At 64.0% G+C, this 26,526-nt stretch carries 28 protein-coding genes, 1 tRNA gene and 1 riboswitch; of the genes, 6 read left to right on the top strand and 23 right to left on the bottom strand.

Going from position 1 to position 26,526, the window contains the following annotated elements; all coding sequences use genetic code 11:
• Nucleotides 1-70 precede the first annotated feature (70 nt).
• Genes ftsE through BSY17_RS11200 form a run of 4 tightly spaced genes read left to right on the top strand, consistent with a single transcriptional unit; the run spans nt 71 to nt 2,934 of the window.
• On the top strand, nt 71-781 hold the full coding sequence (gene ftsE, locus BSY17_RS11215) for a cell division ATP-binding protein FtsE (protein WP_069066916.1): 711 nt from the start codon (nt 71-73) through the stop codon (nt 779-781).
• Nucleotides 778-1,680 (top strand): cell division protein FtsX, encoded by a 903-nt coding sequence (locus tag BSY17_RS11210; RefSeq protein ID WP_069065567.1) that lies wholly within the window; start codon nt 778-780, stop codon nt 1,678-1,680. The genes ftsE and BSY17_RS11210 overlap by 4 nt, the downstream gene beginning before the upstream one ends.
• Nucleotides 1,677-2,207 carry a YdcF family protein gene (locus tag BSY17_RS11205; protein ID WP_069065566.1) on the top strand — a complete coding sequence of 177 codons (531 nt, stop codon included), beginning with the start codon at nt 1,677-1,679 and terminating at the stop codon, nt 2,205-2,207. Before BSY17_RS11210 ends, BSY17_RS11205 begins: the two co-directional genes overlap by 4 nt.
• Before the next feature lie 19 nt (nt 2,208-2,226).
• Nucleotides 2,227-2,934 (top strand): lysophospholipid acyltransferase family protein, encoded by a 708-nt coding sequence (locus tag BSY17_RS11200; protein WP_069065565.1) that lies wholly within the window; start codon nt 2,227-2,229, stop codon nt 2,932-2,934.
• On the opposite strand, the gene BSY17_RS11195 is transcribed toward BSY17_RS11200, so the two are convergent.
• Nucleotides 2,928-3,833 carry a prephenate/arogenate dehydrogenase family protein gene (locus BSY17_RS11195; protein WP_069065564.1) on the bottom strand — a complete coding sequence of 302 codons (906 nt, stop codon included), beginning with the start codon at nt 3,831-3,833 and terminating at the stop codon, nt 2,928-2,930. The genes BSY17_RS11200 and BSY17_RS11195 overlap by 7 nt on opposite strands.
• Nucleotides 3,834-3,837: 4 nt before the next feature.
• Nucleotides 3,838-4,935, bottom strand: a complete 1,098-nt coding sequence (gene hisC / locus BSY17_RS11190) for a histidinol-phosphate transaminase (protein ID WP_069065563.1) — start codon at nt 4,933-4,935, stop codon at nt 3,838-3,840.
• A 561-nt stretch (nt 4,936-5,496) separates the two neighbouring features.
• On the opposite strand from hisC, the gene BSY17_RS21315 reads away from it, so the two are divergent.
• On the top strand, nt 5,497-6,312 hold the full coding sequence (locus BSY17_RS21315; protein ID WP_171899228.1) for a hypothetical protein: 816 nt from the start codon (nt 5,497-5,499) through the stop codon (nt 6,310-6,312).
• Nucleotides 6,313-6,374: 62 nt separating this feature from the next.
• On the opposite strand, the gene BSY17_RS11185 is transcribed toward BSY17_RS21315, so the two are convergent.
• The 6 genes from BSY17_RS11185 to BSY17_RS11160 all read right to left on the bottom strand — a co-directional run bounded on the left by BSY17_RS11185 (nt 6,375) and on the right by BSY17_RS11160 (nt 10,419).
• Complete coding sequence (locus tag BSY17_RS11185) at nt 6,375-7,484, bottom strand: Gfo/Idh/MocA family protein (RefSeq protein WP_237236523.1); 1,110 nt, start codon at nt 7,482-7,484, stop codon at nt 6,375-6,377.
• 78 nt (nt 7,485-7,562) lie between these two features.
• Nucleotides 7,563-7,781 carry a hypothetical protein gene (locus BSY17_RS11180; RefSeq protein ID WP_069065562.1) on the bottom strand — a complete coding sequence of 73 codons (219 nt, stop codon included), beginning with the start codon at nt 7,779-7,781 and terminating at the stop codon, nt 7,563-7,565.
• A gap of 23 nt (nt 7,782-7,804) precedes the next feature.
• Entirely contained in the window at nt 7,805-9,007 is a 1,203-nt protein-coding gene (locus BSY17_RS11175) for a zinc-dependent alcohol dehydrogenase (protein ID WP_069065561.1), read from the bottom strand.
• Complete coding sequence (locus BSY17_RS11170) at nt 9,007-9,582, bottom strand: SRPBCC family protein (protein ID WP_069065560.1); 576 nt, start codon at nt 9,580-9,582, stop codon at nt 9,007-9,009. The genes BSY17_RS11175 and BSY17_RS11170 overlap by 1 nt, the downstream gene beginning before the upstream one ends.
• 73 nt (nt 9,583-9,655) lie before the next feature.
• Nucleotides 9,656-10,159 carry a YciE/YciF ferroxidase family protein gene (locus BSY17_RS11165; RefSeq protein WP_069065559.1) on the bottom strand — a complete coding sequence of 168 codons (504 nt, stop codon included), beginning with the start codon at nt 10,157-10,159 and terminating at the stop codon, nt 9,656-9,658.
• A gap of 173 nt (nt 10,160-10,332) precedes the next feature.
• A tRNA-Leu gene (locus BSY17_RS11160) sits at nt 10,333-10,419 on the bottom strand.
• A gap of 177 nt (nt 10,420-10,596) precedes the next feature.
• Between BSY17_RS11160 and BSY17_RS11155 the strand changes: the two genes are divergently transcribed.
• Nucleotides 10,597-11,067, top strand: coding sequence for a hypothetical protein (locus BSY17_RS11155; RefSeq protein WP_171899227.1), 471 nt, complete (start codon nt 10,597-10,599; stop codon nt 11,065-11,067).
• Nucleotides 11,068-11,071: 4 nt separating this feature from the next.
• Here BSY17_RS11155 and gltB read toward each other — a convergent pair whose 3' ends face one another.
• The 15 genes from gltB to rsfS all read right to left on the bottom strand — a co-directional run bounded on the left by gltB (nt 11,072) and on the right by rsfS (nt 26,518).
• Nucleotides 11,072-15,610: a glutamate synthase large subunit gene (gene gltB / locus BSY17_RS11150; RefSeq protein ID WP_069066914.1), complete on the bottom strand. Its 4,539-nt coding sequence runs from the start codon at nt 15,608-15,610 to the stop codon at nt 11,072-11,074.
• Between the two features lie 102 nt (nt 15,611-15,712).
• Entirely contained in the window at nt 15,713-17,158 is a 1,446-nt protein-coding gene (locus BSY17_RS11145) for an NAD(P)-dependent oxidoreductase (protein ID WP_069065557.1), read from the bottom strand.
• Between the two features lie 165 nt (nt 17,159-17,323).
• Nucleotides 17,324-18,133, bottom strand: coding sequence for an undecaprenyl-diphosphate phosphatase (locus BSY17_RS11140; protein ID WP_069065556.1), 810 nt, complete (start codon nt 18,131-18,133; stop codon nt 17,324-17,326).
• A 151-nt stretch (nt 18,134-18,284) separates the two neighbouring features.
• Nucleotides 18,285-19,211, bottom strand: a complete 927-nt coding sequence (locus BSY17_RS11135; protein WP_069065555.1) for a complex I NDUFA9 subunit family protein — start codon at nt 19,209-19,211, stop codon at nt 18,285-18,287.
• Nucleotides 19,212-19,366: 155 nt separating this feature from the next.
• Nucleotides 19,367-19,945, bottom strand: a complete 579-nt coding sequence (locus BSY17_RS11130) for a TMEM165/GDT1 family protein (RefSeq protein WP_069065554.1) — start codon at nt 19,943-19,945, stop codon at nt 19,367-19,369.
• A 17-nt stretch (nt 19,946-19,962) separates the two neighbouring features.
• A riboswitch (yybP-ykoY riboswitch) is annotated at nt 19,963-20,150 on the bottom strand.
• A gap of 34 nt (nt 20,151-20,184) precedes the next feature.
• Entirely contained in the window at nt 20,185-20,586 is a 402-nt protein-coding gene (locus BSY17_RS11125; protein WP_237236521.1) for a hypothetical protein, read from the bottom strand.
• A gap of 91 nt (nt 20,587-20,677) precedes the next feature.
• The gene (locus BSY17_RS11120; RefSeq protein ID WP_069065552.1) at nt 20,678-21,217 is read right to left on the bottom strand and encodes a hypothetical protein; all 540 of its coding nucleotides are present in this window, start codon (nt 21,215-21,217) and stop codon (nt 20,678-20,680) included.
• A 13-nt stretch (nt 21,218-21,230) separates the two neighbouring features.
• Nucleotides 21,231-21,785: a demethoxyubiquinone hydroxylase family protein gene (locus BSY17_RS11115; protein WP_069065551.1), complete on the bottom strand. Its 555-nt coding sequence runs from the start codon at nt 21,783-21,785 to the stop codon at nt 21,231-21,233.
• Nucleotides 21,782-22,267: a disulfide bond formation protein B gene (locus tag BSY17_RS11110; RefSeq protein ID WP_069065550.1), complete on the bottom strand. Its 486-nt coding sequence runs from the start codon at nt 22,265-22,267 to the stop codon at nt 21,782-21,784. The genes BSY17_RS11115 and BSY17_RS11110 overlap by 4 nt, the downstream gene beginning before the upstream one ends.
• Nucleotides 22,268-22,342: 75 nt before the next feature.
• On the bottom strand, nt 22,343-23,695 hold the full coding sequence (locus BSY17_RS11105) for a S41 family peptidase (protein WP_069066913.1): 1,353 nt from the start codon (nt 23,693-23,695) through the stop codon (nt 22,343-22,345).
• Nucleotides 23,696-23,798: 103 nt separating this feature from the next.
• Nucleotides 23,799-24,176: a type II toxin-antitoxin system VapC family toxin gene (locus BSY17_RS20940; RefSeq protein WP_083217110.1), complete on the bottom strand. Its 378-nt coding sequence runs from the start codon at nt 24,174-24,176 to the stop codon at nt 23,799-23,801.
• A complete protein-coding gene (locus tag BSY17_RS20935) occupies nt 24,173-24,370 on the bottom strand; it encodes a type II toxin-antitoxin system VapB family antitoxin (protein ID WP_043150025.1) in 198 nt (65 codons plus the stop codon). The genes BSY17_RS20940 and BSY17_RS20935 overlap by 4 nt, the downstream gene beginning before the upstream one ends.
• Before the next feature lie 54 nt (nt 24,371-24,424).
• Nucleotides 24,425-25,660 (bottom strand): murein hydrolase activator EnvC family protein, encoded by a 1,236-nt coding sequence (locus BSY17_RS11100; RefSeq protein WP_069065549.1) that lies wholly within the window; start codon nt 25,658-25,660, stop codon nt 24,425-24,427.
• Between the two features lie 4 nt (nt 25,661-25,664).
• The gene (locus tag BSY17_RS11095) at nt 25,665-26,087 is read right to left on the bottom strand and encodes a 23S rRNA (pseudouridine(1915)-N(3))-methyltransferase RlmH (protein ID WP_069065548.1); all 423 of its coding nucleotides are present in this window, start codon (nt 26,085-26,087) and stop codon (nt 25,665-25,667) included.
• A 41-nt stretch (nt 26,088-26,128) separates the two neighbouring features.
• Nucleotides 26,129-26,518 (bottom strand): ribosome silencing factor, encoded by a 390-nt coding sequence (gene rsfS / locus BSY17_RS11090; RefSeq protein WP_037475965.1) that lies wholly within the window; start codon nt 26,516-26,518, stop codon nt 26,129-26,131.
• Nucleotides 26,519-26,526 lie beyond the last annotated feature (8 nt).

The following is a 26,526-nucleotide window of genomic DNA, read 5'->3' as shown; positions in this document are numbered from 1 at the left end:
CGGCCTGCCCGCTGTGCCATGGCGGGGCTTCCGGGGAAGCAGGGAGCGCATGACGCGCCATCAATCTGACATGACGGCCATCGTCCAGTTCGAAAATGTCGGCCTGCGCTATGGTCTGGACAGTGAAACCCTGTCGGACGTCAGCTTTTCGCTGGCGGCCGGTGGATTCTATTTCCTGACCGGCGCGTCCGGCGCGGGCAAGACGTCGCTGCTCAAACTCCTCTATCTCGCCCAGCGGCCCAGCCGCGGCGTCATCCGCCTGTTCGGCGAAGATGTCGTCACCCTGCCGCGCACCCGCCTGCCCGGCTTCCGCCGCCGCATCGGCGTGGTGTTTCAGGATTTCCGCCTCGTCCCCCATCTGTCGGCCTATGACAATATCGCCCTCCCGCTCCGCGTGGCGGGGATGGAGGAGAAGGAGATCGACGCGCCGGTCGCCGAAATGTTGAGCTGGGTCGGCCTTGGTGATCGCGGCCAGGCGCGGCCCGCCACTTTGTCGGGCGGGGAGCAGCAGCGGGTCGCCATCGCCCGCGCGGTGATCGGCCGTCCCGAAATCCTGGTCGCCGACGAACCGACCGGCAACGTCGATGCGGATATGGCCCGCCGCTTGCTCACCTTGTTCGAAGCGCTCAATCGCCTGGGCACCACCATCGTCGTCGCCACCCACGACCTGCCGCTGATGAGCCAGGTCGCCGGCGCGCAGATGATGCGGCTGGACAAGGGGCGGCTTGCCGATCCCACCGGATCGCTGCGCTATCCGGCCCGGTCCCGGCAGGCCGAATGAGCAGTTCGCGCGCCAGCCGCCGCGCCGCCGCGCGCCATCGCCTGCTGCCGGGCGGACGCCTCGCCGGTCCCATGCCGTGGATCATCGCCATCATGATGTTCCTGACCGTCCTGTCGGCCGCCGCCGGGCTGGCGCTGGGCGCGGCTGTCCAGGCGATGAGCGCTGACCTTGCCGGACGCGCCAGCGTGCAGGTAGTAGAGGCCGATGCCGCCGTGCGCGACCAGCTCGCCGCCCGCACGCTGCAGGCGCTGCGCCAGGCGAGCGAAGTGCGCGCCGCAACCCCGGTCGATCCCGCTGCACTCGCCGACCAGTTGCGTCCGTGGCTCGGCGAAGATGCCGCCAGTGCCGACCTGCCGGTGCCAGCGCTCATCGATGTGACGCTCACCCCCGGCGCGGCGGAGGCGAAGGTCGATCGGTTGCGCCGCCTGCTCGGCAGCATCGCGCCCAGCCTGCGGATCGAACCCCATGCCGCGTTCCTGCTCCCGCTCGCCGGACTGTTGACGGCGCTCGGCTGGCTGGCGGTCGGCGTCGTCGTGCTGATGACGGTCGCAACCGGCGCAGTCGTCGTGCTGGCGGCGCGCGCCGCGCATGACAGCCATCGCGGGACGATCGACGTGCTGCACCTCATGGGATCGACCGATGTGCAGATCGCCCGGCTGTTCCAATGGCGTATCGGCCTCGACGCGCTGTTGGGCGGCGTGCTCGGCTTTGCCTTTGCGGTTGCCACGCTTCTCGTCATCGGCCTCCGCCTCGATGCGACCGGCTCCGACCTGCTGGGCGCAGTGGCGCTCGATGGGACCGGCTGGGCGCTGCTCGCGCTGCTGCCGGTGGCGGGCGTCCTCCTCGCTGTCCTCACCGCGCGCTGGACCGTGCTGCGCGCGCTGGGCCGCGCGCTGTGATCGTTCGGCTGCTGGCCGTCAGCATGCTGGGCTGGATGCTGGGCTTCATCTGGTTCGCGGTGCTGCTGCCCCAGCCGCTCGACAGCCGCCCGACAGACGCCATCGTCGTCCTGACCGGCGGGGCCGGGCGGATCGACCGGGGCATCGCCCTGCTGGAAGCCGATACCGCCAAGCGGATGCTGATCTCCGGGGTCGACCGCTCCGTGCGTCCGGGCGAACTGGCGGCCGAATATGATACGCCCGAAGCGCTGTTTGCCTGCTGCATCACGCTTGGCCGCGAAGCGATCGACACCCGCTCCAACGCGATCGAGACTGCCCGCTGGCTGGAGCGCCGCGATTACAAGACCGTGCGCCTCATCACCACCGACTGGCATATGCGCCGCGCCGCGCTGGAGTTGCGGCAGGCGTTGCCGGAGCGGGTCGCGATCGTCTATGACGCGGTGCCCAGCCGCCCTAGCCTCACGATATTGGTGCGCGAATATAATAAATATCTGCTGCGGCGCGGGGCTGCGCTGCTCGGCATCTGACAAAGGCGCATATCTGCTCATGCTCACCGCGATCCGCTCGCTCGCCTTCACGCTGGTCTTCTATTCCGGCAGCCTGTTCTTCGTGCTGGCGGCCCTGTTGCTGGGATCGTTCAGTACCGAGGCGGTGCTGCGGATCGGGACGGGGTGGAGCCGCTTCCATCGCCTGTGCGCGCATTGGCTGCTGGGGCAGAAGGTGAAGGTCGTCGGCGACCTGCCGCTTGGTCCCTATCTCTATATCGTCAAGCATGAATCGATGTTCGAAACGATCGACATGCTCTGCCTGTTCGACCGTCCAGCCGTCGTCGCCAAGCGGGAATTGCTCGACATTCCGCTGTGGGGCCGCGTCGCCCAGCGCTATGGCCTCATCCCCATCGAGCGCAGCGGCGGGGCGAGCGCCATGCGAGTGCTGCGCGCCGCCGCGCGGGAGGCCAATGCGCAGGGGCGGGCGGTGTGCGTCTTCCCCGAAGGCACCCGCGTCCCTCATGGCGAAGCGCCACCGCTCAAGGCCGGTTTTGCGGGTCTCTATGTCCTGCTCGGCCTGCCCGTCGTGCCGATTGCGATCGACAGCGGGCGGGTGTCGCCGCGCGGCAAATTCCTCAAACGATCGGGCACCATCACCTATAAGGTGGGGGAGATCGTCCCGACCGGCCTAGACCGGCGGGAGGCCGAAACCCGTGTCCATGCCGCAATCAACGCGCTGAACCCGCCATCCGCTTTGTCTCAGTGAACGCGGCCGAAATCCGGCTTGGCGTCATCCTGCCCCTGTTCGATGATCGAGCGGCGAATGTCGCGGGTGTGGGTGAAGAGGTTGAACAAAGCGTCGCCGTCATTCCAGCGGATCGCCCGCTGCAGCGCGGATAGATCCTCCGAAAATCGCTGCAGCATTTCCAGCACCGCATCCTTGTTCGCCAGAAACACGTCGCGCCACATGGTCGGGTCCGACGCCGCGATCCGCGTGAAGTCGCGAAAACCGCCGGCCGAATATTTGATCACTTCGGACTGGGTGACATTTTCCAGGTCACTGGCCGTACCGACGATGGTGTAGGCGATAAGGTGCGGCAAATGGCTGGTTACCGCCAGCACCAGGTCATGATGCGCCGGGTCCATCAATTCGACATCCGCCCCGACCCGCCGCCAGAGTTCGGCGACGCGCTCGACCGCGGCCGGATCGGCGTCGGCGGGGGGCGTGACGATGCACCAGCGGCCTTTGAACAAGGTCGCGAAGCCCGCTTCCGGTCCGCTATTTTCGGTGCCCGCGACGGGATGCGCCGGGATGATCGTTCGCCCCGGCAGCGCGGCGGCGAGCTGCGCCAGCACATCGGCCTTGCACGATCCCACATCGCTGACGATCGCGTCGGCGGGCAGATCGTCGGCAATCTCGGTGGCGACCATGCCCATCGCGCGGACGGGAACGCACAAGATCACCAGATCGGCGTCGGTCACCGACGCGCCCGCCGTGTCCGTGACATCGTCGCACAGGTCGATCCGCCGCGCTGTGTCGCGCACCTGCGGGTCGGCGTCATGGCCCGTCACCCGCACCGTGGGCATGTTCGCCCGGATCGCGCGGGCGAGCGAGGAGCCGATCAGCCCCAGGCCGATGATGGTGACGCGGGCGAAAGGCAGCATCGCGTCAGGCCGCTTCCGCCATGGCGCGCAGCTTGGCGGCGACCGCGCGGGTCTGCGCCTTCGTGCCGATGGTGATGCGCAGGCCGTTGGGCAGCCCCTGGCCGGGCAGCCAGCGGGTGGCATAGCCTTCGTCCCATAGACCCTTCATCGCGGCTTCGGCGGTCAATTTGCCGTCGAACAGGATCAGCAGGAAATTGGTCTTGCTCGGCACGACGCGCAGGCCGTGGTTGGACAGCGCACCAATCTCGCCCGCCAGCCATTCGCGCCAACGCGCATTATGCGTCCGGCTCGATTCGACCCAGCCACTGTCGTTGATCGCGGCGATGGCGGCGGCCTGTCCCGCCGTCGTCACGTTGAACGGCGCGCGGATACGATGGAGAATTTCGATGATCGCCGGGCAGGCATAGCCCCAGCCGATCCGCTCGGCCGCCAGGCCATAGATTTTCGAGAAGGTGCGCGTAACCAATATGTTGGTCGCGTTCTTCGCGAGTTCGAGGCCGCCATCATCCTCGCCCGCGTCGAGATATTCGGCATAGGCCTGGTCCAGCACCAACAATATGTCGGGGCGCAGGCCCGCATGCAGCCGGGCAATTTCTTCGCGGCCGGTCATCGTGCCGGTGGGGTTGTTGGGGTTGGCGAGGAACACGACCTTGGTCTTGTCCGTCACCGCCGCCAGCAGCGCATCCACGTCGGTCGCATAGTCCTTGTCGGGCGCGATTACCGGGGTCGCGCCGACCCGGCGGGCGGCGATGTCGTAGACCGCAAAACCATAGCGCACATAGAGGATCTCATCGCCCGGCCCGGCATAAGCGGAGGCGGCGATATGCAGCAGCTCGTCCGACCCCGTGCCATAGATGATCTGCGCCGGGTCCAGCCCATGCACCGCGCCGATCGCCTCGCGCAACCGGGTCGCGGCGGGATCGGGATAGCTGGCAAGATCGGCGGTCGCCGCAACCAGCGCGGCCCGCGCGGCCGCGCCAGTGCCCAGCGGATTTTCATTGGCCGATAGCTTGATCAGCGGGCGGCCATCGTCGGCGGCGGATTTACCGGGGATATAGGGCGAAATGCCCAGGATCCAGTCCTTGGGAGCGGGATATGTCATGGCATCGCGCTTTAGCGGCTTCCGCGCCAAAGGCAAAGCGGTAGGCCGAGCGGGGATTTTGGGTGTTGAGGGTGACAGGGGGAAATACACACCGTTGCAGGGTCCAATTTTGGGGCGAATTGGCCCGAATTGTACCGGGAAAGCCATGGCAACGTCCCGACGACGCGACACGGACGCGACAGCGACGCGCCCTGTCCGCGCCACCGACGCGACGGGGGCGGGGCGGTGGAGGGCGGCGTGGAGCGGGCAGAGGACTGGCGCATCGCTAAGGATAGACCAGAGAAAATCCTACATTGGAAGGGGGTGGATAGGGGATTGGGGATTGGCCTTGGGGTAGTGGTGTTGGGGATGGGCGGGTGGCCTTTTTCGACCGTTGCGCTGGCCCACCCCCCAACCCCCTCCCGCCTGCGGGAGGGGGAGAAAAACTTGCCGAGCCGCAGCGAGGCAAGTTTTTTGCATATCCGTTGACGACCAAAGGCTGACCTTCCCTCTCCACCGTAGCTTGCCTGAAAGCAGTCACTCGTTCATCTTTCGCTGATGAGGCGAACACCACTTATTCACTTGGCGCTGGCAGCGGTCATTTTGTTGATAGCTGCATGCGATAAGGGGGCAGGCTCCCAAAACAAGATCCTCGTCAAAGCCGACCAAACGGAAGCCGCCTTCTTTCATCGGCCGGTAGCGCTTGCTGCGGCCCAAGCCTCCCGAACACCACATCCCTTGATTGTCCTGCTGACGTCCGACCCTTGGCTTCCGGTGGTCGGCTCTGACTCGCCTGCCTTCGTTCTTTACAGCGATGGAACCGCAATCTTTCGAACTAAAGTCGGTTTCGCGTCAACAAAACTAGATCAGAATCAACAGGCAGACTTGATTGCAGATTTCTCAAATCCTGAATTGGCAGCGCTCGCAGGTGGCTATTATGCAGCCAGTGCCACGGATCAGCCCGAAAACACGCTGCTCGTCTACGGGAACAAGGAGCCGTTTTATATTTCGGTTTATGGGTCGCTGGATGATGAATCGGTGCGTGAAAAAGTGCCGACAGCGATTACAAAAGCCTTTGATCAGCTTCGAGGCTTCCGACCCTCCACAGCTCAAGCTTGGTTGCCAGATAAAGTTGAGGTTATGATATGGCCCTACGAATATGCTCCTAATCGATCCATCGTTTGGCCGAAGCGCTGGCCGGGCCTAGATGATCCTGTCACTCGCAAGCGAGGTGACTCATACAGCCTTTTTATATCATCGACTGAACTACCAGCTTTGCGGACGTTTCTAGCAAGCCGTAAAGAAAAGGGAGCCGTCGAGATCGATGGCAAAAAATTCGCAGCTAGCGTCCGGCTGCCCTTTCCGCACGAGGCGCTGTGGATGGCTCCAGCAACATGAGCCATAGTGACTATTACCCAATCCCAACCGAAACCCGCCAGTTCCCAACCTACCCCTTTCCCTCATGCCTGCAAACGCACCCGGCGGCCCTCGCGGGCGGAGCGGTAGATGGCTTCGATGACGCGCAGGTCGGCGAGGCCCTCTTCGCCGGGCACGATGACGGGCGTGCCGTTCGATACCGCCTGCGCGAGATGGTCGAGCTGGCCTGCAAATTGCGTTTTGGGTGATGGCGGCAGGGTGCGGTCGGTGACTTTGCCGTCCTTGCGGATGCGCATCGCATGGCCGCTATAGGGGGTGGCGGGTTCCATATCGATCCATCCTTGCGTGCCGATCACGCGATAGCTGTTATGCGCCGAGCTATAGCTGGACACGCAGGTCGCCTCGATCCCCGACGGGAAGCGCAGCAGGAAGGTGATGCGGTCCTCCACGGTGCGGAAGCGCGGGTCGGCGCGGTCGGTCGACTCGATCGCCATGACGTCCACCGGTTCCTCACCGGTCAGATAGCGCACGGCGTTGAGGCTGTAGATGCCGATATCCATCAGCGATCCGCCGCCCGACAGGGGCTTGTCCAGTCGCCATTGGTCCGGCTGAATGGGGAAGCCATGTTCGGCGGTGATGATCCGCGTCGGCCCGACATGGCCGCCGCGCGCCAGTTCGATCGCCAGCTGATTATGGGGTTCGAAGCGCGATCGATAGCCGATCATCAGCTTCTTGCCCGCCGTTCGGCAGGCGGCGATCATCGCCTCGCACTCGGCGACGGATATAACCATCGGCTTTTCGCACATCACATGCTTGCCCGCCCGCGCCGCGCGGATCGTATATTCGGCGTGCATGCTGTTGGGCAGGATCACGTAGACCGCGTCGATATCGGGATTGTCGGCGATGCGGTCGAACGTCTCATAGCTGTAATGATGCGTCTTGGGCACGCCATATTGCGCGCCATATTGTTCCAGTTTGGCCGGGGTGCCGCTGACCAGGGCGCTGATCCGGGCATGGTCGCATCCGGCGAAGGCGGGCATGATCTGCTTGGTGGCGTAAGAACCCAGCCCGACGATCGCATAGCCGAGCTTGCGGCCGGGCGTGGCCGCCAGCGCGGGCATGCCCGCCGCTGCGATGCCAAGGCCGACCCCGGCCATTAAGGTCCGTCGCGTCACGATGCCTTCGTCCGTCATGCTCATCTCCCAAAGGTCGGTTTGCCGATTTGCATCAAGAATAACCCATACAAATGGCAAAGCCCACCCTTTTGCTGATCAGTCCGGCCGAGAGTCGGCGCGATCGCGTGCCGGATAATCCTCCGGCGTTACCGTGCCGACATTCGGTCGATCCTCGACATCTTCCTGCGGCTTGCCGCCGCGGGTCCGGGGATCGGGATCGTCGTCATTGGGGATGACGTCGCCCATTGGACCCCGGCGGGGCATCTCTTCGCCCTGGGCGGCGGCGGGATCGCGCCCGTTTTCATTACCTGGCATGTCATGTCTCCAATATGTTTCGGCTATTCTGCCGCGACGTTTGACGAAGGCGCGAAATCGGGTTTCAGGACGATCTTGGTCACTTCATTCTGATTGTCGTGAAACATCTTGTAGCCTTTGGGCGCGTCTTCCAGGCTCATGCGATGGGAAATGAGGAAGGTCGTGTCGATCTGGCCTTCGACGATCGCGTTGAGCAGCGCGGGCATATAATGTTGCACGCTGGTCTGGCCGGTCTTGAGCGTCAGCCCCTTTTCCATGAACGCGCCCAAGGGGAATTTATCGACGAAGCCGCCATAGACGGCGGGCATCGAGACGCGGCCGCCCTTGCGACAGGCGTGGATCGCCTGGCGGATCGAATGGATGCGGTCGGTGCCCAGGAACAGGGACGCCTTGATCTGATCGACGACATTATCGACGAAGAAGCCGTGGGCTTCGAGGCCGACCGCGTCGATCACGGCATCGGGACCGATGCCGCCGGTCATTTCCATCAGCGCTTCATACGTTTTCGATTCCTTGAAATTGATCGTCTCTGCGCCGAAGCGTCTGGCGAGTTCCAGCCTGTGCGGGAAATGGTCGATCGCGATGACGCGGTGCGCGCCCATCAGGAAGGCCGATTGCACCGCGAACAGGCCGACCGGGCCGCAGCCCCAGACCGCGACGGTATCGCCGGGTTCGATATCGGCATTTTCCGCCGCCTGCCATCCGGTGGGCAGGATGTCCGACAGGAACAGGACTTGCTCATCGGTGAGGCCGTCCGGCACGACGATCGGGCCGACATCGCTGAACGGCACGCGGACATATTCCGCCTGGCCCCCGGCATAGCCGCCGGTCAGATGGCTGTAGCCGAACAGGCCGGACATGGGTTGGCCATACATTTCTTGGCCGATGTCCTGATTGTCCGCCGGATTGCCATTGTCGCAGGCGGAATATTGATGCTTGCCGCAATGATAGCAGCTGCCACAGGCGATGGTGAAAGGGACGACGACGCGCTGGCCTTTCTTGAGCGTCGATCCGGGGCCGGTTTCGACCACTTCGCCCATGAACTCATGGCCGAGAATATCGCCCGCCTGCATGGTGGGGATATAGCCGTCATAGAGATGCAGGTCGGAGCCGCAAATGGCGGTGGACGTGATCTTGATGATCGCGTCGCGCGGATTGAGGACTTCGGGATCGTCGACGGTATCGACGCGCACGTCATGTTTGCCGTGCCAGGTGAGGGCGCGCATCAGGCTTTCTCCTCTTGCAATTGCTTTTGGGTCCAGGCGGCTGTGGCAATTTCGCCCGCTTCCATCAGTTGCTTGAACCGGCGAAGGTCGCGCCGTGCCTGAATGGCGGGTTCGCGCTGGAACAGTTTGGCGACGACCTTGCCGATGATGCCGGCGGGCGGATCATAGGCGATGGTCGCGGTGACGATGGTGCCCCGGTCGCCTGCGTCGCGAAATTCGATGCGGCCGCTATTGGGGACGTCGGCGCCATTGGTGGAGGCCCAGGCGATCAATTCGCCTTCGCGCTTGTCGGTGATGACGGCGTCCCACTCGACGGTCTTGCCCGCCGGTGCCTTGACCACCCAATGGGATCGGGTGTCGGACAGGATGTCGATGCGTTCGACATTGTCCATGAAGGTGGGCAGGTTGGCGAGGTCCGCCCAATAAGCGAACAGTTCGGCACGCGGGCGATTGATGGTGACCGTTCGGCCGAGCAGCGCGTCGCCCTTGGGTTGGGGCAGAGAGTCCACCTCCTGCGCGCGCACCTCTTTGTCCTTGGAGGTTGTCGCGGGGGCGTCATCCTGTGCGATCGTCATGGCTGTTCTCCTGTCGTCATGTGCAGACGGGAAGGCGCCGTCCGCCCGGACGGGCCGGGCGGACGGCGCGCGATCAGGCGTCTTCGGCTTCCAGATTGACCGAGGTTTCCGCGAGTTTCGTCATGAAGGCGTCGCTTGCGTAAATATCCTTGGTCGCGTCGCGTAGCTTCTTGTTATCGTCCTTGAGGCCGAGAGCCTTGGCGAAGGCGGCGGCGGTGCCGAACCCGGCGATGCCATAATGGGTCATGCGCTGATATTGCGCGATGATGAGGACATCGAGGACGGGGCCTTTATCCGGGCCTTCTTCGATCACATGCTTGATCGCTTCGGCGGCGAGGCCTTCCATGCCCTTGCAATGGTCCTTGGAGACTTTCTCATCCTGACCGGCGATCAATTCCTTGAGGATCGCGGTGTGGCTGGCGATGCCGTCCTGGCTCTTCGTCAGCATGTCCTTGAGCGCGGCGTCACTGGCTTTGGCGGTGATTTTCTTGATGACCTTGAGCATCTGGTCGTTCGCGGACCAGAGGTCTTTCAGTTCGTCGATATAGACGTCTTGCAGGCTTTCAGGGGTCGACATCGCTGTTCTCCACATCGCCGGACGGCATGTCCAACATGGGCGTGGAGCGCGTGGGGGCGAGGCGCGGTTCCTGCAAAACCGCCCAACATGATCTGGATCAATGCGTTTGTTGCAGAGGGGATCGGCGCTTTGGGCGCATCGATCGGGTAAACCGACCGGCTATAGGGGGGGGGTGGTGCGGTCGAGAAGACTCGAACTTCCACGGCCTTTCGGCCACAACGACCTCAACGTTGCGCGTCTACCAGTTCCGCCACGACCGCACACTCAAAGGGAAACCGGCAGGGCCGGCATCTGGTAGGCGGTGGCCATTAGCAAAGGCTTTTGCCCCATGCAACAACCTATCTGCATCTGCGTTATGATTGATGAGATTGGGTCGATATAATGATTGTGGGAAGGTGAGGCGCGCGATGCCGGGGCAATGGTGGATGATGTCGGGCATGACCCTGGCGGCATCGGTCGCGATGGGACTGGGGCTAGGAAGCTATGTCACCAGCCCGCAGAAAACAGCCGTTTCCGCCGAGGAATGGAGCCCGGACGACGATAATTCCTATGTCGAGGCGGGACGTACCGCTTCGATGTTCGGAGACAGCGGCACAAGCGACCGGGGACCAGCGGTGATTCGCTGCACTGGCTGCGGTCCGACTTTGACGGAGCGGCGCTTTGCCGCCGACATGGCCGGGATCGAAGGCAGCAGCGATCCGTACGTGCAGGATTATGTGGCGCAGGATTATCCAGTGACGGATGACTCGCTGGTCCACGATGCGGCATCGGAAAAGCCCGTCAGCAATCCGCGATTGGATCGGTCGAAGGTCGCTGTGGCCGACCCTATGGTGAAACCGGTGGCGATATCACCAGGGGGGGTGGTGCAGCCGATCATCGTGCCGACGATCGACCACAACCACCCCTGACCGCTTATTCCGCAGCAACGACTTCCGCGGCCATGTCGCTGAGCGGGTGGGCGAGGCGCGTGATCATTTCCTTGGGGCAGACCTGCCAGAAATACCGACGCCAGCGATCCCAATCATCCAATATGGTGTTCGACCATTTGCTGTCGGTCGACACTGCATGCTGGGCGATCAGCGCTTTCAGTTCCGCTTCCCAATGGGCGCTTTCCAGCCGCTGCCAGACAATGCCTTCGGGGTTGGCGCGCGACGGGAAGCTGCCATCTTCGTCAAGGATGAAGGCCATGCCGCCAGTCATGCCCGCGCCGAAATTGGCCCCGGTCTTGCCCAGAATGACCGCCGTGCCGCCGGTCATATATTCGCAGCCATTGGCCCCGCAGCCTTCGACTACGACCTGCGCACCCGAATTGCGGACAGCGAAGCGTTCACCGGCTTGCCCTGCCGCGAACAGCTTGCCGCTGGTCGCGCCATAAAGGACGGTGTTGCCCAATATGGTGTTGTCCTTGCTCGCGAGCGGGCTGGAGACTGTCGTGCGCACGACGATGATGCCACCCGACAGCCCCTTACCGACATAGTCATTGGCGTCACCGAACACTTCGAGTGTGATGCCCTTGCACAGGAACGCGCCCAGCGACTGGCCCGCCGACCCGCGCAGCCGCACGGTCAGATGCCCGTCGGCCAGCGTCGACATGCCGAACTTGTCAGTCACCGCCGAGGAGAGGCGCGTGCCGACCGCGCGGTGCGTGTTGCGCACCGTATAGGTCAGCTGCATCTTTTCGCCACGCTCGAACACCGCCTTGGCATCGCGCATCATCTGCGCGTCCAGGCTGTCGGGCACGTCGTTGCGCCATTGCGTCAGCGAAAAGCGGCGCTGGTCGTCGGGGGCATCCACCTTGGCCAGGATCGGGTTGAGATCGAGATCATCGAGATGTTCGGCCCCGCGATTGACCTGCTTGAGCAACTCCGTCCGCCCGATCACTTCGTCCAGGCTGCGGAAACCCAGCCGCGCCAGCACTTCGCGCACTTCTTCGGCGATGAAGGTCATCAGGTTGATGACCTTTTCGGGCGTGCCGGTGAACTTCTGCCGCAGTTTCTCATCCTGCACGCACACGCCCACGGGGCAGGTGTTGCTGTGGCATTGGCGTACCATGATGCAGCCCATGGCGACGAGGCTGAGCGTGCCGATGCCGAACTCTTCCGCGCCCAGGATCGCGGCGATGACGATGTCGCGCCCGGTCTTGAGCCCGCCATCGGTCCGCAGCTTCACCCGATGCCGCAACCCGTTGAGAGTCAGCACCTGATTGGCTTCGGACAGGCCCATTTCCCAGGGCGTACCGGCATATTTGATGCTGGTCTGCGGGCTGGCACCTGTGCCGCCGACATGGCCCGCGATCAGGATGACATCGGCATGCGCCTTCGCCACGCCTGCCGCGACCGTGCCGATGCCCGCCTGGCTCACCAGCTTGACGCACACCCGCGCACGCGGATTGATCATCTTGCAGTCGTAGATGAGCTGGGCCAGATCCTCGATCGAATAGATGTCGTGATGCGGCGGCGGCGAAATGAGGGTCACGCCGGGCGTCGAATGGCGCAGCTTGGCGATGAACTCGGTCACCTTGAATCCGGGCAACTGCCCGCCTTCGCCGGGCTTGGCCCCTTGGGCGACCTTGATCTCGATTTCTTCGGCCGATGCCAGATATTCGGCATGGACGCCGAAACGGCCCGACGCGATTTGCTTGATGACGGAATTGGCGTTGTCGCCATTTTCATAGGGTTTGAAGCGGTTGGCATCCTCGCCACCTTCGCCCGATACGGCCTTGGCGCCGATCCGGTTCATGGCAATGGCAAGCGTCTCATGCGCTTCGGGCGACAGCGCGCCGAGTGACATGCCGGGCGTGACGAAACGCTTGCGGATTTCGGTGGTGGCTTCCACCTCGTCGATCGGCACGGCTTCGCGGGCGAAGTTGAACTCCATCAGGTCGCGCAGATAGACCGGTGGCAAATCGCGCACGCCGCGCGAAAATTGCAGATAGGTCGAATAGCTGTCGGTCCCGACCGCGGTCTGCAACAAGTGCATCAGCTGCGCCGAATAGGCATGCGCCTCGCCACCGTCGCGCTGGCGGTAGAAGCCGCCGATCGGCAGGCGGACGACCGCGCTGTCGAAGGCTTTTTCGTGCCGCAGCATCGCGCTGTAATGGAGCGAGGCATAGCCTTCGCCCGAAATCTTCGCCGGCATGCCGGGGAAGAGATCATTGACGAGCGCGCGCGAAAGCCCGACCGCTTCGAAATTATAGCCGCCACGATAGCTGCTGATGACCGCGATGCCCATTTTGGACATGATCTTGAGCAGGCCTTCGTTGATGGCCGTGCGATAGCGTTCGAAACAGGCGTCGAGCGAGAGGTCGCCGAACAGGCCGCGCGCATGGCGATCGGCAATGCTGGCCTCGGCCAGATAGGCGTTCACCGTGGTCGCGCCGACACCGATCAGTACCGCAAAATAATGGGTGTCGACCGCTTCGGCACAGCGCACGTTGATCGACGCATAGGAGCGCAGCCCCTTGCGCACCAGATGGGTGTGGACCGCCGCCGCCGCCAGCACGCCCGCTATCGCGGCCCGATCGGCATCGACATTTTCGTCGGTCAGGAAGATTTCGGTGCGGCCCTCGCGGACCGCCTGTTCGGCTTCCTCGCGGATGCGGGCGATTGCCGCGCGCAATTGCTCTTGGCCCCCGCTGGCGGGGAAGGTGCAGTCGATCTGCGCCACCGCCGGGCCGAAATGCGCCTTCAACCGCGCCCATTCGGCGCTGGTCAGCACCGGCGATTCCAGCACCAGCACATGGCTGTTCTGCGCGTCCTGCTCCAGGATATTGTGGAGGTTGGAAAAGCGCGTTTTCAGGCTCATCACATGCCGTTCGCGCAGCGGGTCGATCGGCGGGTTGGTGACCTGGCTGAAATTCTGGCGGAAGAAATGGCTGATCGTGCGCGGCTTGTCGGAAATGACCGCCAGCGGCGTATCGTCGCCCATCGATCCGATGGCTTCCTTCGAATCCTCGACCATGGGGGCCAGTATCAGTTCCAGATCCTCCAGCGTCAGATTGGCCGCCACCTGCCGCCGCGTCAGCTCCGCTTTGTCCCAGCCGGGCAGGGCGGTCGGCGCGTCAGTCAGGTCGCCGATCGCCATGAAATCCTTGATCAGTTCGCCATAGGGGCGCTCGCCCGCGATCCGGTCCTTGATCGCGGCGTCGTCATAGAGTTCGCCTTCCTGCAGGTCGATCGCGATCATCTGCCCCGGACCCATGCGGCCCTTGCGCACGATCGTCGTTTCGGGAACCACGACCATGCCGGTTTCGGACCCCACGATCAGCAGATTGTCGCCGGTCAGCGTGTAGCGCAGCGGGCGCAGCGCATTGCGATCGACGCCCGCCACGACCCAGCGGCCATCGGTCATCGCCAGCGCGGCGGGGCCGTCCCACGGCTCCATGACGGAGGCGAGATATTCATACATGTCGGCGTGAGGCTTGGGCAGTTCGGCGCTTTCGCTCTGCCAGGCTTCGGGCACCAGCATCAGCTTGGCGGTCGGCGCATCGCGGCCCGAACGGCAGATCGCCTCGAACACGGCGTCTAGCGCGGCGGTGTCGGACGCGCCCGCCGGGATCACCGGCTTGATGTCCTCCGACTGCTCGCCAAAGGCCAGTGACGCCATCTTGATCTCGTGGCTCTTCATCCAATTCTTGTTGCCGCGGATCGTGTTGATCTCGCCATTATGGGCAAGCGTGCGGAACGGCTGGGCCAGCCACCATTGCGGGAACGTGTTGGTCGAATAGCGCTGATGGAAGATGGCGACGCGGCTTTCGAACCGCTCATCCTGCAGGTCGGGATAGAAGACTGACAGCGATTCCGCGAGGAACAGCCCCTTGTAGATGATCGAGCGGCACGACAGCGAACAGACGTAGAAGTCGTTGATCTGCGCCGCGATCACCTGCTTCTCGATCCGGCGGCGGATGAGGTAGAGATCCTTCTCGAACTCGGCCTGGTCGCGCTCTTCGGGCATCGGCCCGGCGATCATGATCTGCTCGATTTCGGGGCGCGTGCGCTGCGCCTTTTCGCCGATGACCGACACGTCCACCGGCACCTGGCGCCAGCCATAGATGGTGTAACCCGCGTCGATGATCTCGCTCTCGACGATGGTGCGGCAGGTTTCCTGGGCGGACAGGTCCGTACGCGGCAGGAAGATCATGCCGACGGCGAGGCGATTGGGCAGCGGCTTGTGGCCGGAGTCGGCAATAGCATCGTCAAAGAAGCGCACCGGCAGATCGACATGGATGCCCGCGCCATCGCCGGTTTTGCCATCGGCATCGACCGCGCCCCGATGCCACACGGCTTTCAGCGCATCGATCGCGGAGGCGACCACGCGGCGGCTGGGACGGCCATCAGTGGCGGCGACGAGGCCGACGCCACAGGCGTCGCCTTCCAGGTCGGGATGATACATGCCCTCGGCGGCGATCCGCGCGCGTTCTTCGGGGCTTGCCATGAAGGGAGTGTCAGTCATGATCGCCATCCTATTTTTCCGTTCGGTTCGAGCTTGTCGAGAACCCCTGCGCCTCGTTCTCGACAAGCTCGAACCGAACGGGCTGGGGTGGAATGAGGGCGCTTAGGCCGCGACGCTTTCGCTGGTCTTGGCCTTGGCCTTGAGATATTTGTGCATATGCTCAGTCACATCGCGCCCATCGCGGATCGCCCACACTACCAGGCTTGCGCCGCGCACGATGTCGCCGGCTGCAAACACGCCATCCACGCTGGTCATCATCGTCTTGTGATCGACGCGCAGCGTGCCCCAGCGGGTGACCGACAGGTCGTCCGCGCCGAACAGCTTGGGCAGTTCTTCGGGGTCATAGCCCAGTGCCTTGATGACCAGATCGGCCTCTAACGTATGTTCGCTGCCGGGATCGGGTTCGGGGGCGCGGCGGCCGGAGGCGTCGGGGGCACCCAGGCGCATCTTGGTGACCTTTACGCCGGTGACATGATCGGTGCCTTCGAATGCGATCGGCGCGGTCAGCCAGACGAATTCGACGCCTTCTTCCTCGGCATTGGCGACTTCGCGCTGTGACCCTGGCATATTGTCGCGATCGCGGCGATAGAGGCATTTCACCGACTTGGCGCCCTGGCGGATCGCGGTGCGGACGCAGTCCATCGCGGTGTCGCCGCCGCCGATGACGACGACATTTTTGCCCGTCGCCAGCAGCGTCCCGTCTTCATGTTCGGGCACAGCGTCGCCGAACCCGGCCTTGTTGGAGGCGGTGAGATAATCGAGCGCCTTGACCACGCCCGGCGCGCCTACGCCCGGCGCGCGGATGTCGCGCGGCTTGTAGACGCCGGTCGCGATCAGGATCGCGTCATGCTTCTCGCGCAGGGTTTCGAGCGTCGCGTCGCGGCCGACCTCGAAATTTTCTTGGAAGACGATGCCGCCATCCTTCAAGCGCTGGACGCGGCGCATGACGATGTCCTTTTCCAGCTTGAAGCCGGGGATGCCATAGGTCAGCAGCCCGCCGGCGCGATCATGCCGGTCATAGACATGCACCTCATGCCCCGCCGCGCGCAGATATTCCGCCGTGGTGAGACCCGCAGGCCCAGCGCCGATCACGCCGATCGACTGGCCGGTGGGCTTGCCCGCGACCAAGGGTTCGACCCAGCCTTCCTTCCAGGCGGTGTCGGTGATGTATTTTTCGACCGAGCCGATGGTAACGGCGCCATGGCCGGAAAATTCGATGACGCAATTGCCTTCGCACAGGCGATCCTGCGGGCAGATGCGGCCGCAGATTTCGGGCATGGTGCTGGTCAGGTTAGACAGTTCATAGGCTTCGCGCAGGCGGCCTTCGGCGGTCAGGCGCAGCCAGTCGGGGATGTGGTTGTGCAGCGGGCAATGGGTCGAGCAATAGGGCACGCCGCATTGCGAGCAGCGCGATGCCTGCTCCTCCGCCTTGTCGAGAATGAAGCTGCGGCTGATTTCCAGAAAATCATCGGCGCGGTCATCGGCTGCGCGCTTTTCCGGGTAGGCTTGTCCCTTGCCCACGAATTTCAGCATCGGATTGTCGGCCATCGCTCGCCCCTGACTAAAGTTTCAGCGGCGCGCATAGCATAAAAACCCGCGGAGTCACGCGGATTCTGGCATTTAGGACAGCAATGCTGACTATAAAATCGCAGTTAGCTAGGTTAATTGCGAAATGATCGCAACAAAACGCGTGGTAAATAGACCGTTTCGGCCCTATCTTGTGCCCAGCCAGATCAGGGCCGCGATTCCCGCGATGATTCGATACCAGGCGAAGGGGGCGAAGCCATGTTTCGACACCAGTCCCACGAACCAGCGAATGACCAGCAGCGCAACGATAAACGAGACGACAAAGCCCAGCGCGATACTGTCCCAGCCCACCGAGGCGCTGGTGATCCGGTCGCCTTTCTTGATCAGTTCCAGCGCGGTTGCGCCCAGCATCGTCGGGATGGCGAGGAAGAAGCTGAACTCGGCCGCCGTGCGCCGCTCCACGCCCAGCATCAGCGCGCCCATGATCGTCGCGCCCGACCGGCTGACGCCGGGCACCATGGCCAGGCACTGGATGAAGCCGATCGCCAGCACGCGCACCATGGGAATATCGGCGATGCCGTGAAAACGCTGGTCTTTGACCGCGCGCTCGATCAACAGGATGGCGATGCCGCCGACGATCAACGCCCAAGCGACGACCTGCGGCGCGCCCAGCATGATCTCGATATAGTCATGCAGCGCCAGGCCGATAATGGCCGAGGGGATGAAGGCGATCAGCAGATTGCGCAGAAAGCGCCAGCTTACCGGCTCCCGCCGCAGCAGTCCTATGCCCACCGCCCAGAAGGTGCGCCAATAGAGCACCACTACCGCCAGGATCGCACCCAGCTGGATCACGACGTTGAACATCGCCCAGGTCGCGGAGTCATAGCCGAGCAATTCGCTGGCGAGGATGAGATGCCCGGTGGAGGACACCGGCAGAAACTCGGTCAGCCCCTCGACGATGCCGAGAAGGATGACGGTCAGATAATGCAGGTCCATGGGTAGGCAGGCTCCTGTTTGATCCTTCCCTGCAAGGGGAGGGGGACCGCCGCGAAGCGGCGGTGGAGCGGTGTCGCGCTATCGATGGACGACACCCCTCCGTCAGGGCTTCGCCCTGCCACCTCCCCTTGCAGGGGAGGATTTTGTGGGTTCAGGCGCTGGCGCGACCGGCGAAGCGGCCATGTTTGCGGTAGCGGACCATCCACTTGTCGGCGACGCCGTCCATCGGCGTGGCGACGACGCCGAGCGCGTCGAGTCCCTTGGCACCCTCTGCGACGACATTGTCACGGCCGAGCATCGCCAGTTGATCGCCGGTGATCGGGCCGCCCGGCAACATCGCCAGCATTTTGGCGACGCCGTTTGGCACCTCCACCAGCGCCTTCTCCCGGCCGACCGCCTTGGCGATCCACTGGTTGATCTCGCGCATGCTTCGGACCTGCGGGCCGCCCAGCTCATAGGTCTGACCACCATGGACGCCGGGCTGCTCCGCCGCATTGGCGATGGCGTGGGCGACATCGGCAACATAGACCGGCTGGAACTTCGTCGCTGCGCCGATCACCGGGATGACCGGCAGCATGCCGATGATCTCGGCAAAGCGGTTGAGGAACTGGTCTTCCGCGCCGAAGATGATCGACGGGCGGATGATGGTCGCGGTCGGGAAGGCCGCCTTGACCGCCGCTTCGCCCGCCGCCTTGGATCGGCCATAGGCGGACGGGCTTTCCGAGTCCGCGCCGATCGCCGACATATGCACGAGCGCGGTGACGCCAGCGTCCGCCGCGGCCTTGGCCACATTGGCCGCGCCGCGGTGGTGGAAGGCGTCGAAGTCGCCCTTCAATATGCCGACCAGGTTGATGACGACATCACTGCCCGCGATAGCGCGCGCCACGCTGGCGGGATTGCGGATGTCGGCGGCGATGAACTGGACTTGCCCAAGGCCTCCCAGCGGTTTGACCCGCAGCGCTGTCGAGGGATCGCGCTGTGCGATCCGCACCCGCGCGCCGCGCGCCAGCAGCGCCTGTGCCACCTGGCGACCGACAAAGCCGCCGCCGCCGAACACCGTTACCAGACTGTCTTTCATCACCTGTCCCACGTCCGTTCGAAAAGGAATATGCTGGCATTTCCCTTGCCTCAGCCGCGCGGCGCTGACAACCGCTTAGCGCGTGTTTGGAAATGCGCAAAAGGGCGCATTTCGAAGCGGAAGAATGCGCGAAGGCGCATTCCCAAATGAACGCCTCACCCGATCCAGCCCTGAAGATCCACGATCATCCACAGGCCGAGGATCAGGAACAGCAACGCGGCGCCGACCTGCAACGCGCGCATCGGGACTTTCTTCGCCAGCGCTTCGCCGAACAATACGGCCGGAACATTGGCGACCATCATGCCGAGCGTCGTGCCCATCGTCACCGCGAGCAGATTGTCGAACCGTGCGCCGAGCGCGATCGTCGCCACCTGCGTCTTGTCGCCCATCTCGACCAGGAAGAAGGCGATCAGCGTGGTCATGAACACGCCTGCGCCCGATGGTGCCTTGAGCGGCGCATCTTCGTCGATCTTGTCCGGCACCAATGTCCAGGCGGCCATGGCGATGAAGCTTATCGCGACCGCATAGCGGAACCAGCCTTGCGTCAATATGCCAGCGATCGAATGGCCAAGCAGCGCGGCGAGGAAGTGATTGGCCAGCGTCGCGAACAGGATGCCGAGGATGATCGGCACCGGCTTTCGAAAACGGGTAGCGAGCAACATGGCGAGCAATTGCGTCTTGTCGCCCATTTCGGCGAGCGCAACGAGGGCGGAGGAGGTGAGCAGAGCTTCCATCAGGCATGTCCGGGGCCGGGCGGAGGTGAATGACGCAATGCCACCGGCGCTCCCCGCCCGGCCGGGCATGGAACGTCGATGCCATTGGTCTCGCCTTACGCGGACATACCCGCGTCCCTCATGCCATGACCTCTCGGCCAAATATGTTGACATAAGGCCCGCTCCGTAGTGCGGAACGGCTGGCTACTCCCCAGATGACGGGTCGTGCTTAGGTCAAGGACGCAATTTGTGCAAGACGCTCAGGGTTCGCCACGGCTTTGCTGCATCCGCCGTTCGGCAAACCATTGTTCCAGCATCTTGGCGGTGCAGCCGGTGGCGCCATTGGTCCCGTTCACCGAACAGCTGTTCGGGAGATTCTGCCGCTGGACGCTTTCCATGGTGGCGACCTGACTGCCCCAGCCGGGGCCGCCCGACACGGCGGGCTTTTCGCGCAGCTTCTTGGGAATGCGATAGCGCTCCGCCTCCGGCCTGCGCGCGCACACCACGATTTCATCGCCTTCGCCCTGCGGACAGGGATCATCGCCATAGACGAGAAGGTTGATGGTGCGTTCCGGTGGCGGTTCCGCTTGGGCGAAGGCCGGGGAAGATAGCAGCGGGGTCAGCAGCAGGCCGACCAGGGGAAGAACGACATGATGTCGCATGGGATCATATTCCTTCATACCCCTGTAGGAACCGGGGGTGCCCAAATCCCCGGCTGGTCGGTTTTGAGACGACGACCGATGCGTAAAACCGTCAGGGTTGCGTCGGACTATTGGACTGTTGCTGTGCGGCCTTTTCCTCGGCCTTCACCCGTGCCTCGATCGCTTCGCTGTCCGCATCGATCGTTGACAGGCGCTTGGCGCGTTCGGCCTCGACCAGATCCTTCCAGCTGGCATTGTCGAGCGCCTGACGCTCGGCCTTGGCGAGCCGGGCGAGTTGGGCAAAACACCCGGTCGCCCCGCCGCCGCCCGATGGCGAGCAGCTTTCCGTGCCCGACCGTCCGACATATTCCATCGAGCGTACCCGTTCGCCCCAGGCCTGATTGCTCGGCTTGTTGGGGTCGCCGCGCAGCGGTTCGGGGATGCGATAGCGTTCGGCCTCGCCCTTGCGCGCGCAGACAACGATTTCGTCGCCCTGACTGGGCGGGCAAGCATCCTCGCCATAGACGATGACGATATTGACCTTCTCATTGTTCGGGTCGGTTACGGCGGTTGGCGCGGTCGGCTGTTGCGCCATGGCGGGGACGGCGGCGGCCAGCAGCGCCAGGGCTGCGATCATCGGGGTCTTGGTCATTCGTCCGTCCTTTTCAGATGCGCTTCGAAAGCGCGATGGCGGCCCGGCATCCCAGACGGATCGCGCCGGATAACAGGGGGTAGGCCGGTGCCTGTTCCGCGCCATGCGCCAGCGCGGCGTCACGATGCTCGACTTCCTCTGCCTGGAAATCCGCGATGGCCTCGGAGAGTTCCGCATCATCGGTGCCGATCTGCTCCAACTGCTCGGCATAATGGCGGTCGATCTCGGTTTCGATGGCCGCGGTACAGGCCATGGCGGCCTTTGGACCGATCGCGGCGGTGACCGCGCCCAGCGCGAAGCCAGCGACATTCCAGATTGGCGACAGCGCCGTGGGGCGCACGCCGCGCCGGGCGATCATGGCGTCGAACGTCGCGCGATGCCGTTCCTCCTGTGCCGCCATGCCAGCGATAATGCGGGCATAGGGGTGGCGGTCGCCCATCACCGCCAACTGCCCGGCATAGATGCGGGTCGCGCCATATTCCCCGGCCTGATCGACGCGCAGCATGGAGTCGCGCGCGCCATCGGGCAAACGCTGGCCGGGACGGGGAAAGTCGTTCGATCCGCTCATGCGTGACGTCCCTTCTTGCTTAGCAGTGCCAAGATGGCGACCGCGCCACCCAGCGACAAGAGGCCATTATAGCCTGCGAGCGAGATGCCCAGGAGGCTCCATGGCGCAACGTCGCAGCGGGTGATCGGCGTCGCCATGATCTGGGTCAATATGTCCGACGCACTGCCGCCGGTCGGGGTCGTGGAGCAGGCGGTCAGACCCTCCCACCAGCCATATTCGACCCCGGCATGAAACAGGCCGATGCCGCCGCTGATCGCGATGGCAATGGCGGCCAGTGCCGTGAAGGCAGCGCTGGTCCGCGGCGTTGCCTTCGTCGCAAAGGCCAGCAAGGCGAGCGGGATCGCGGCCATATGGGGATAACGCTGCCACCAGCACATTTCGCAGGGGTGCAGACCGCCCATATATTGGGAGGCGTAGGCGCCGCCCAACAGGGCGACGGGCAGCAACAGCGCGAGGGCGCGGGCAAGGGGGAGTCTGCTCATCACCCCCACTTAGACACACCCGCACCTTTCGTCATGCTGAACTTGCGGGACAGGCATCGCCCAGCCAGGCGCGCGCTACTTCGCCCCCGGCTTGCGCGCCGCGCCCTGCGCCTGCGCGATGGTCGCGCCTGGCGTGCTGGCAAGGCGCGCGATCGTTTTGAGCGCATAGTCGAGTTGGAAATCCTCGATGCCCTGCTTTTTCAGCTCCTCGGCCGTCATGGTGAAGCGCGGATCATCCTTCGCATCTTCTTCCAGCGCCTTATCGTCGGTCTTGATCTCGTTGATCAGATGACGGCGCAGGTCGCTTTCGCGATATTTGGGCCGGTTCTTGTAATCGGGGTCGGACAATTGCGGCACGCGGATGTCAGGCTGAATGCCCCCTTCCTGCACGCTGCGACCCGAAGGCGTATAATAGCGCGCCGTGGTCAGTTTGAGCGCGCTGGTGTTGCTGAGCGGCAGCATTGTCTGCACGCTGCCCTTGCCGAAGCTGCGTTCGCCCATCACCAGGCCGCGATGCTGGTCCTGCAAGGCGCCCGCGACGATTTCGGAGGCGGAGGCCGAGCCTGCGTCCACCAACACGATCACCGGCAAGCCCTTGGCGTCGTCACCGGGCTTGGCATAATAGCGTTCGACATCGCCCTTGGCCCGGCCGCGCTGCGACACGATTTCGCCGCGTTCCAGGAAGATGTCGCTGACGGTCACCGCTTCGTCCAGCAATCCGCCCGGATTGGAGCGCATGTCGAGGACATAGCCGGTGGGCTTGTGACCCAGCGATTTGTCGATGCTGCGGATCGCCTGGCGCACGTCGGCCCCGGTATTGGCCGAGAAGCTGACGATGTTGATGACGCCGATATTATTCTTCACTTCCCATTTGACGGGCTTCAACTGAATGATCTCGCGCGTCAGCGTCAGGTCGATCGGCTTGTCGCGGCCCGCGCGCACGATGGTCAGCTTGAGCGCGGTGCCCGGCGCACCACGCATCTTGTCGACCGCTTCGTCGAGCGTTCCGCCATAGATGAGCTGGCCGTCGATATGGGTGATATAGTCGCCCGCCTTGATCCCCGCGCGCCAGGCCGGGGTGTCCTGTGTCGGTGCGATGACCTTGACCGCGCCATCTTCCTGCGTGACCGACAAGCCGAGGCCGCCATAGCTGCCTTCCGTCTGGGTGCGTAGATTGTGGAAATCGCGCGCGTCGAGGAAGCTGCTGTGCGGATCGAGGCTGGCCAGCATCCCGTCGATCGCGCCCTTGATCAGCTTTTCGTCGTCGACCTTTTCGACATAGTCGCTGCGGACCTTCTGGAACACGTCCATGAATTCATCGAGCGCTTTATAGCTCGATGCTTCCCCCGCCGCGAAGGTCGCGGTGGCGGCAGGAATGAGCGCAAGCGCCCCAAGCGCAAGCGCGCCATGGAGGAAGGTCGATTTCATGGGCATCCTTGATTCCGGCATCATCGTCCCGTCATAAGCCGATTCGCGTTCCGACGCAAAAGCGCGCTTCGACCAATGTTGCGCAGTATCGATGAGCGTCGGGTTAATGGGGATGAGGTGGCGTCCAGGCCAGGCCCATTTCCGAAGCGATACTGTGCAGTCGTCGGTCGCGTGTCCATAGGAATGATCCAGCGGTAAGCCGCACAGACGCCAGAATGTGCGTATCGACATACCCTATACCTCGGTTGAACAGCGGCACTTGTTCGATCAAGGCATCGACTTCGCGATGTTGTGCCAGCTCGGCTTCGGGCAATTTGTGCAACATACGCAACACACCCTGCCTGTTTGTCAGACTGCCCAGCGCGATCTCGCCGATGACAAACGGATGGCCCAATATTCTTCCAGCGTTCAAACCAGCCGCCAGCCATGGGTTTGATATGCGTAGATGATCCATCCAGACCGAACTATCGACCAATATCATACCGGAACTGATCGCCTCCGCGGCGGCAACTCGAAATCGGGTTCCGAGCCGCCGAGTAATGCCAGGCGACGTGCAGCTTCCCGCTGCACTAGGGCTTTGAGCGCTTCGCGAACGAGGGCAGATTTTTCCTTCAAGCCGGTCAGTTCCTGTGCTTCAGCAACCAGATCGTCATCAAGAGCCAATGTCGTGCGCATGATCTTACTCCTCAAACACGACATATGTCATCAAATGATGCGCATATCAATGCCTCACCCCAATCCCACCAGCGGCACGATGTCCACGGGACGGCCATTGCGGCGTAATTCGATCGTAACCGTCGGGCGGCCCTGGCCGGTGATGCCGACGGGATCGCCCTGACGCACCGTATCGCCGACCTGTGCGGTGACGCGGTGGAGGCCGGTGATCAGGGTAGTCCAGCCCTGGCCATGGTCGATGATCAAGATCTGGCCATAGCCGCGATAGGGGCCGGCAAAGGCGATGCGGCCTGCGGTCGGCGCGACGGTCTGGGCGCCGGGTTGCGTTACCAGGCTGAGGCCGCGTGATCGCACGCCGCCGTCATTCACTTCTCCCATACCGGTAACGAGTTGGCCGATGACGGGCAGGCGGTAGGGCGGAGGTCCACCTGCTGCGCGGACTGTTTCGGGTGCGGGCGCGCCGGTTTGATCCGGCCGGGCGGGGCGGAGCAGCGGGCCAGGAAGGGCGGCGAGCCGTTCGCGCAGGTCGCCCGCATCCTCCAGCCGGTCCATCAGGTCGACAATGTCGCGCGCCCGTTCGCCCAGCGCCAGCGCGCGTTCGCTTTCAAGCCCGGCATTGGCGCGATAGTCGCGCGCGGCGACGCGCTTTTGTGCCTCCAGCGCGGCGAGTGCCGCCTGGCGTTCGCGGCGGTCGGCCTGCGCCTGAGTCAGCGCACCGGCGGCCTGCTGCGCGGTCGCGCGCAACGCACGGCTGCGGGCGAGCTCCGCGCGCAGCCCGGCTGTGCGTTGCTGGATGACCGGCAAGATCTGCCCCAGCACTGCGCGCATATGGACCGCGTCGGTCACCGATCCGGGCTGCACCAGCGCCAGCGCCAGCGGGCGGCGGGCCATCATCTGCAGCGCGGCGGTCAGGCGCACCACCGGCTCCTGCCGAGCCGCCAGTCGCGCCGCCTGGGCTCGCTGCATCCGCGCGATGATGGCGATGCGGGCCTGCGCCGCTTGAATATCGGCTTCGGCCTGCTGGATGCGCGCGGCGGTGGCGGCGGCGCGACGGCGCGCCTGCTCGGCGTCGTCGCGCGCCGCGCTGGCCTGTTGCTCCAGCCGGGCTGAGCGATCGCGCGCTTCGTCCGACTGGCGGCGGGCGGCTTTGAGTGCGGCCTGTTCCTGCGCCAGTGTGGTGCCTGCGGTGCCGGGCAGGATGATCGCGGCGTTATCGGTGGCGGGCAGGCGCGTGGCGGCCAGCGCCACAAGGGCGAGCAGCCCGCCGGTGATGATCGCCCCCCGTTTCACGCCCCTATCCTTCGCGATGATAGGGGTGGTTGGCAAGGATGGAGCAGGCGCGCCACAATTGTTCGGCCAGCATCGCGCGGGCCATCATATGCGGCCAGGTCATCGCGCCAAAGGCGATCAGCAGGTCGGCATTGGCCCGGTCGGCGTCGTCGAATCCATCCGCCGCGCCGATCAGGAAGCGGCATTCGCGGGTGCCCGCGTCGCGCCAGCCTTCCAGCCGCCGGGCGAATTCCATCGAGCCAAGGTGTCGCCCTTTTTCATCGAGCATCACCGTTACAGTGCCGGGCGCGGCCGGCGGCAGCTTGCCGCCCCGGTCGGGCATTTCGGTGATCTTGTGCGGCATGGTCAACCGCTTGGCATAGCGGTCGACCAGATCGGCTTCGGGCGATCGCCCTATTTTCCCGCGCGCGATGATGTGGAGGAGCATGGCGCTCCTCCTAGCCCGTCATCGCCCGACTGTCGAAGGGTTCAGGCTGTCCCTGCAACCGGTGCATCGACAAAGCCCCACATGCGTTCCAGATTGTAGAAGCTGCGCACTTCGGGCTTGAAGAGATGGACGATCACGTCGCCCGCGTCGATCAGCACCCAGTCGGCGACCGGCAGCCCTTCGACCCGTGCCGAACGGCCGGTTTCCTTCTTGATCCGTTCGGCGAGATGCTGGGCGATCGCCGCGACCTGACGCGACGAACGGCCGCTCGCGATCACCATATAATCGGCGATGCTGCTCTTGCCTTCCAGGGGGATGGAGATGGTTTCCTGCGCCTGGTCGTCGTCGAGCGACTGCATGACGAGGGCGTGCAGGGCGGCCACGCTATCGGCCGATGCGGCCGTGTCGTTGGCGGGGTGGGGTCTGGTCAAAAAGGCTC

This window comes from Sphingobium sp. RAC03 (genome assembly GCF_001713415.1).
Lineage (GTDB): Bacteria > Pseudomonadota > Alphaproteobacteria > Sphingomonadales > Sphingomonadaceae > Sphingobium.
The sequence above is the reverse complement of the archived record's forward strand: the minus strand, read 5'-3'. Positions and strand labels throughout refer to the sequence as shown.

Bases quoted from the DNA above. Each gene is read 5' to 3' on its own strand.
- BSY17_RS11185 (WP_237236523.1), bottom strand. From the start codon at position 7,484: ATGACGGACGAAGGCATCGTGACGCGACGGACCTTAATGGCCGGGGTC.
- BSY17_RS11155 (WP_171899227.1), top strand. From the start codon at position 10,597: ATGACCCTGGCGGCATCGGTCGCGATGGGACTGGGGCTAGGAAGCTAT.
- gltB (WP_069066914.1), bottom strand. From the start codon at position 15,610: ATGACTGACACTCCCTTCATGGCAAGCCCCGAAGAACGCGCGCGGATC.
- BSY17_RS11140 (WP_069065556.1), bottom strand. From the start codon at position 18,133: ATGGACCTGCATTATCTGACCGTCATCCTTCTCGGCATCGTCGAGGGG.
- BSY17_RS11180 (WP_069065562.1), bottom strand. From the start codon at position 7,781: ATGCCAGGTAATGAAAACGGGCGCGATCCCGCCGCCGCCCAGGGCGAA.
- BSY17_RS20940 (WP_083217110.1), bottom strand. From the start codon at position 24,176: ATGATATTGGTCGATAGTTCGGTCTGGATGGATCATCTACGCATATCA.
- BSY17_RS11135 (WP_069065555.1), bottom strand. From the start codon at position 19,211: ATGAAAGACAGTCTGGTAACGGTGTTCGGCGGCGGCGGCTTTGTCGGT.
- BSY17_RS11195 (WP_069065564.1), bottom strand. From the start codon at position 3,833: ATGCTGCCTTTCGCCCGCGTCACCATCATCGGCCTGGGGCTGATCGGC.
- BSY17_RS11175 (WP_069065561.1), bottom strand. From the start codon at position 9,007: ATGCGCGCCCTCACCTGGCACGGCAAACATGACGTGCGCGTCGATACC.
- BSY17_RS11115 (WP_069065551.1), bottom strand. From the start codon at position 21,785: ATGAGCGGATCGAACGACTTTCCCCGTCCCGGCCAGCGTTTGCCCGAT.
- ftsE (WP_069066916.1), top strand. From the start codon at position 71: ATGACGGCCATCGTCCAGTTCGAAAATGTCGGCCTGCGCTATGGTCTG.
- BSY17_RS11210 (WP_069065567.1), top strand. From the start codon at position 778: ATGAGCAGTTCGCGCGCCAGCCGCCGCGCCGCCGCGCGCCATCGCCTG.
- BSY17_RS20935 (WP_043150025.1), bottom strand. From the start codon at position 24,370: ATGCGCACGACATTGGCTCTTGATGACGATCTGGTTGCTGAAGCACAG.
- BSY17_RS11125 (WP_237236521.1), bottom strand. From the start codon at position 20,586: ATGCGACATCATGTCGTTCTTCCCCTGGTCGGCCTGCTGCTGACCCCG.
- hisC (WP_069065563.1), bottom strand. From the start codon at position 4,935: ATGACATATCCCGCTCCCAAGGACTGGATCCTGGGCATTTCGCCCTAT.
- BSY17_RS11105 (WP_069066913.1), bottom strand. From the start codon at position 23,695: ATGAAATCGACCTTCCTCCATGGCGCGCTTGCGCTTGGGGCGCTTGCG.
- BSY17_RS11110 (WP_069065550.1), bottom strand. From the start codon at position 22,267: ATGAGCAGACTCCCCCTTGCCCGCGCCCTCGCGCTGTTGCTGCCCGTC.
- BSY17_RS11165 (WP_069065559.1), bottom strand. From the start codon at position 10,159: ATGTCGACCCCTGAAAGCCTGCAAGACGTCTATATCGACGAACTGAAA.
- BSY17_RS11130 (WP_069065554.1), bottom strand. From the start codon at position 19,945: ATGGAAGCTCTGCTCACCTCCTCCGCCCTCGTTGCGCTCGCCGAAATG.
- BSY17_RS11095 (WP_069065548.1), bottom strand. From the start codon at position 26,087: ATGCTCCTCCACATCATCGCGCGCGGGAAAATAGGGCGATCGCCCGAA.
- BSY17_RS11120 (WP_069065552.1), bottom strand. From the start codon at position 21,217: ATGACCAAGACCCCGATGATCGCAGCCCTGGCGCTGCTGGCCGCCGCC.
- BSY17_RS11145 (WP_069065557.1), bottom strand. From the start codon at position 17,158: ATGGCCGACAATCCGATGCTGAAATTCGTGGGCAAGGGACAAGCCTAC.
- BSY17_RS11200 (WP_069065565.1), top strand. From the start codon at position 2,227: ATGCTCACCGCGATCCGCTCGCTCGCCTTCACGCTGGTCTTCTATTCC.
- BSY17_RS11170 (WP_069065560.1), bottom strand. From the start codon at position 9,582: ATGACGATCGCACAGGATGACGCCCCCGCGACAACCTCCAAGGACAAA.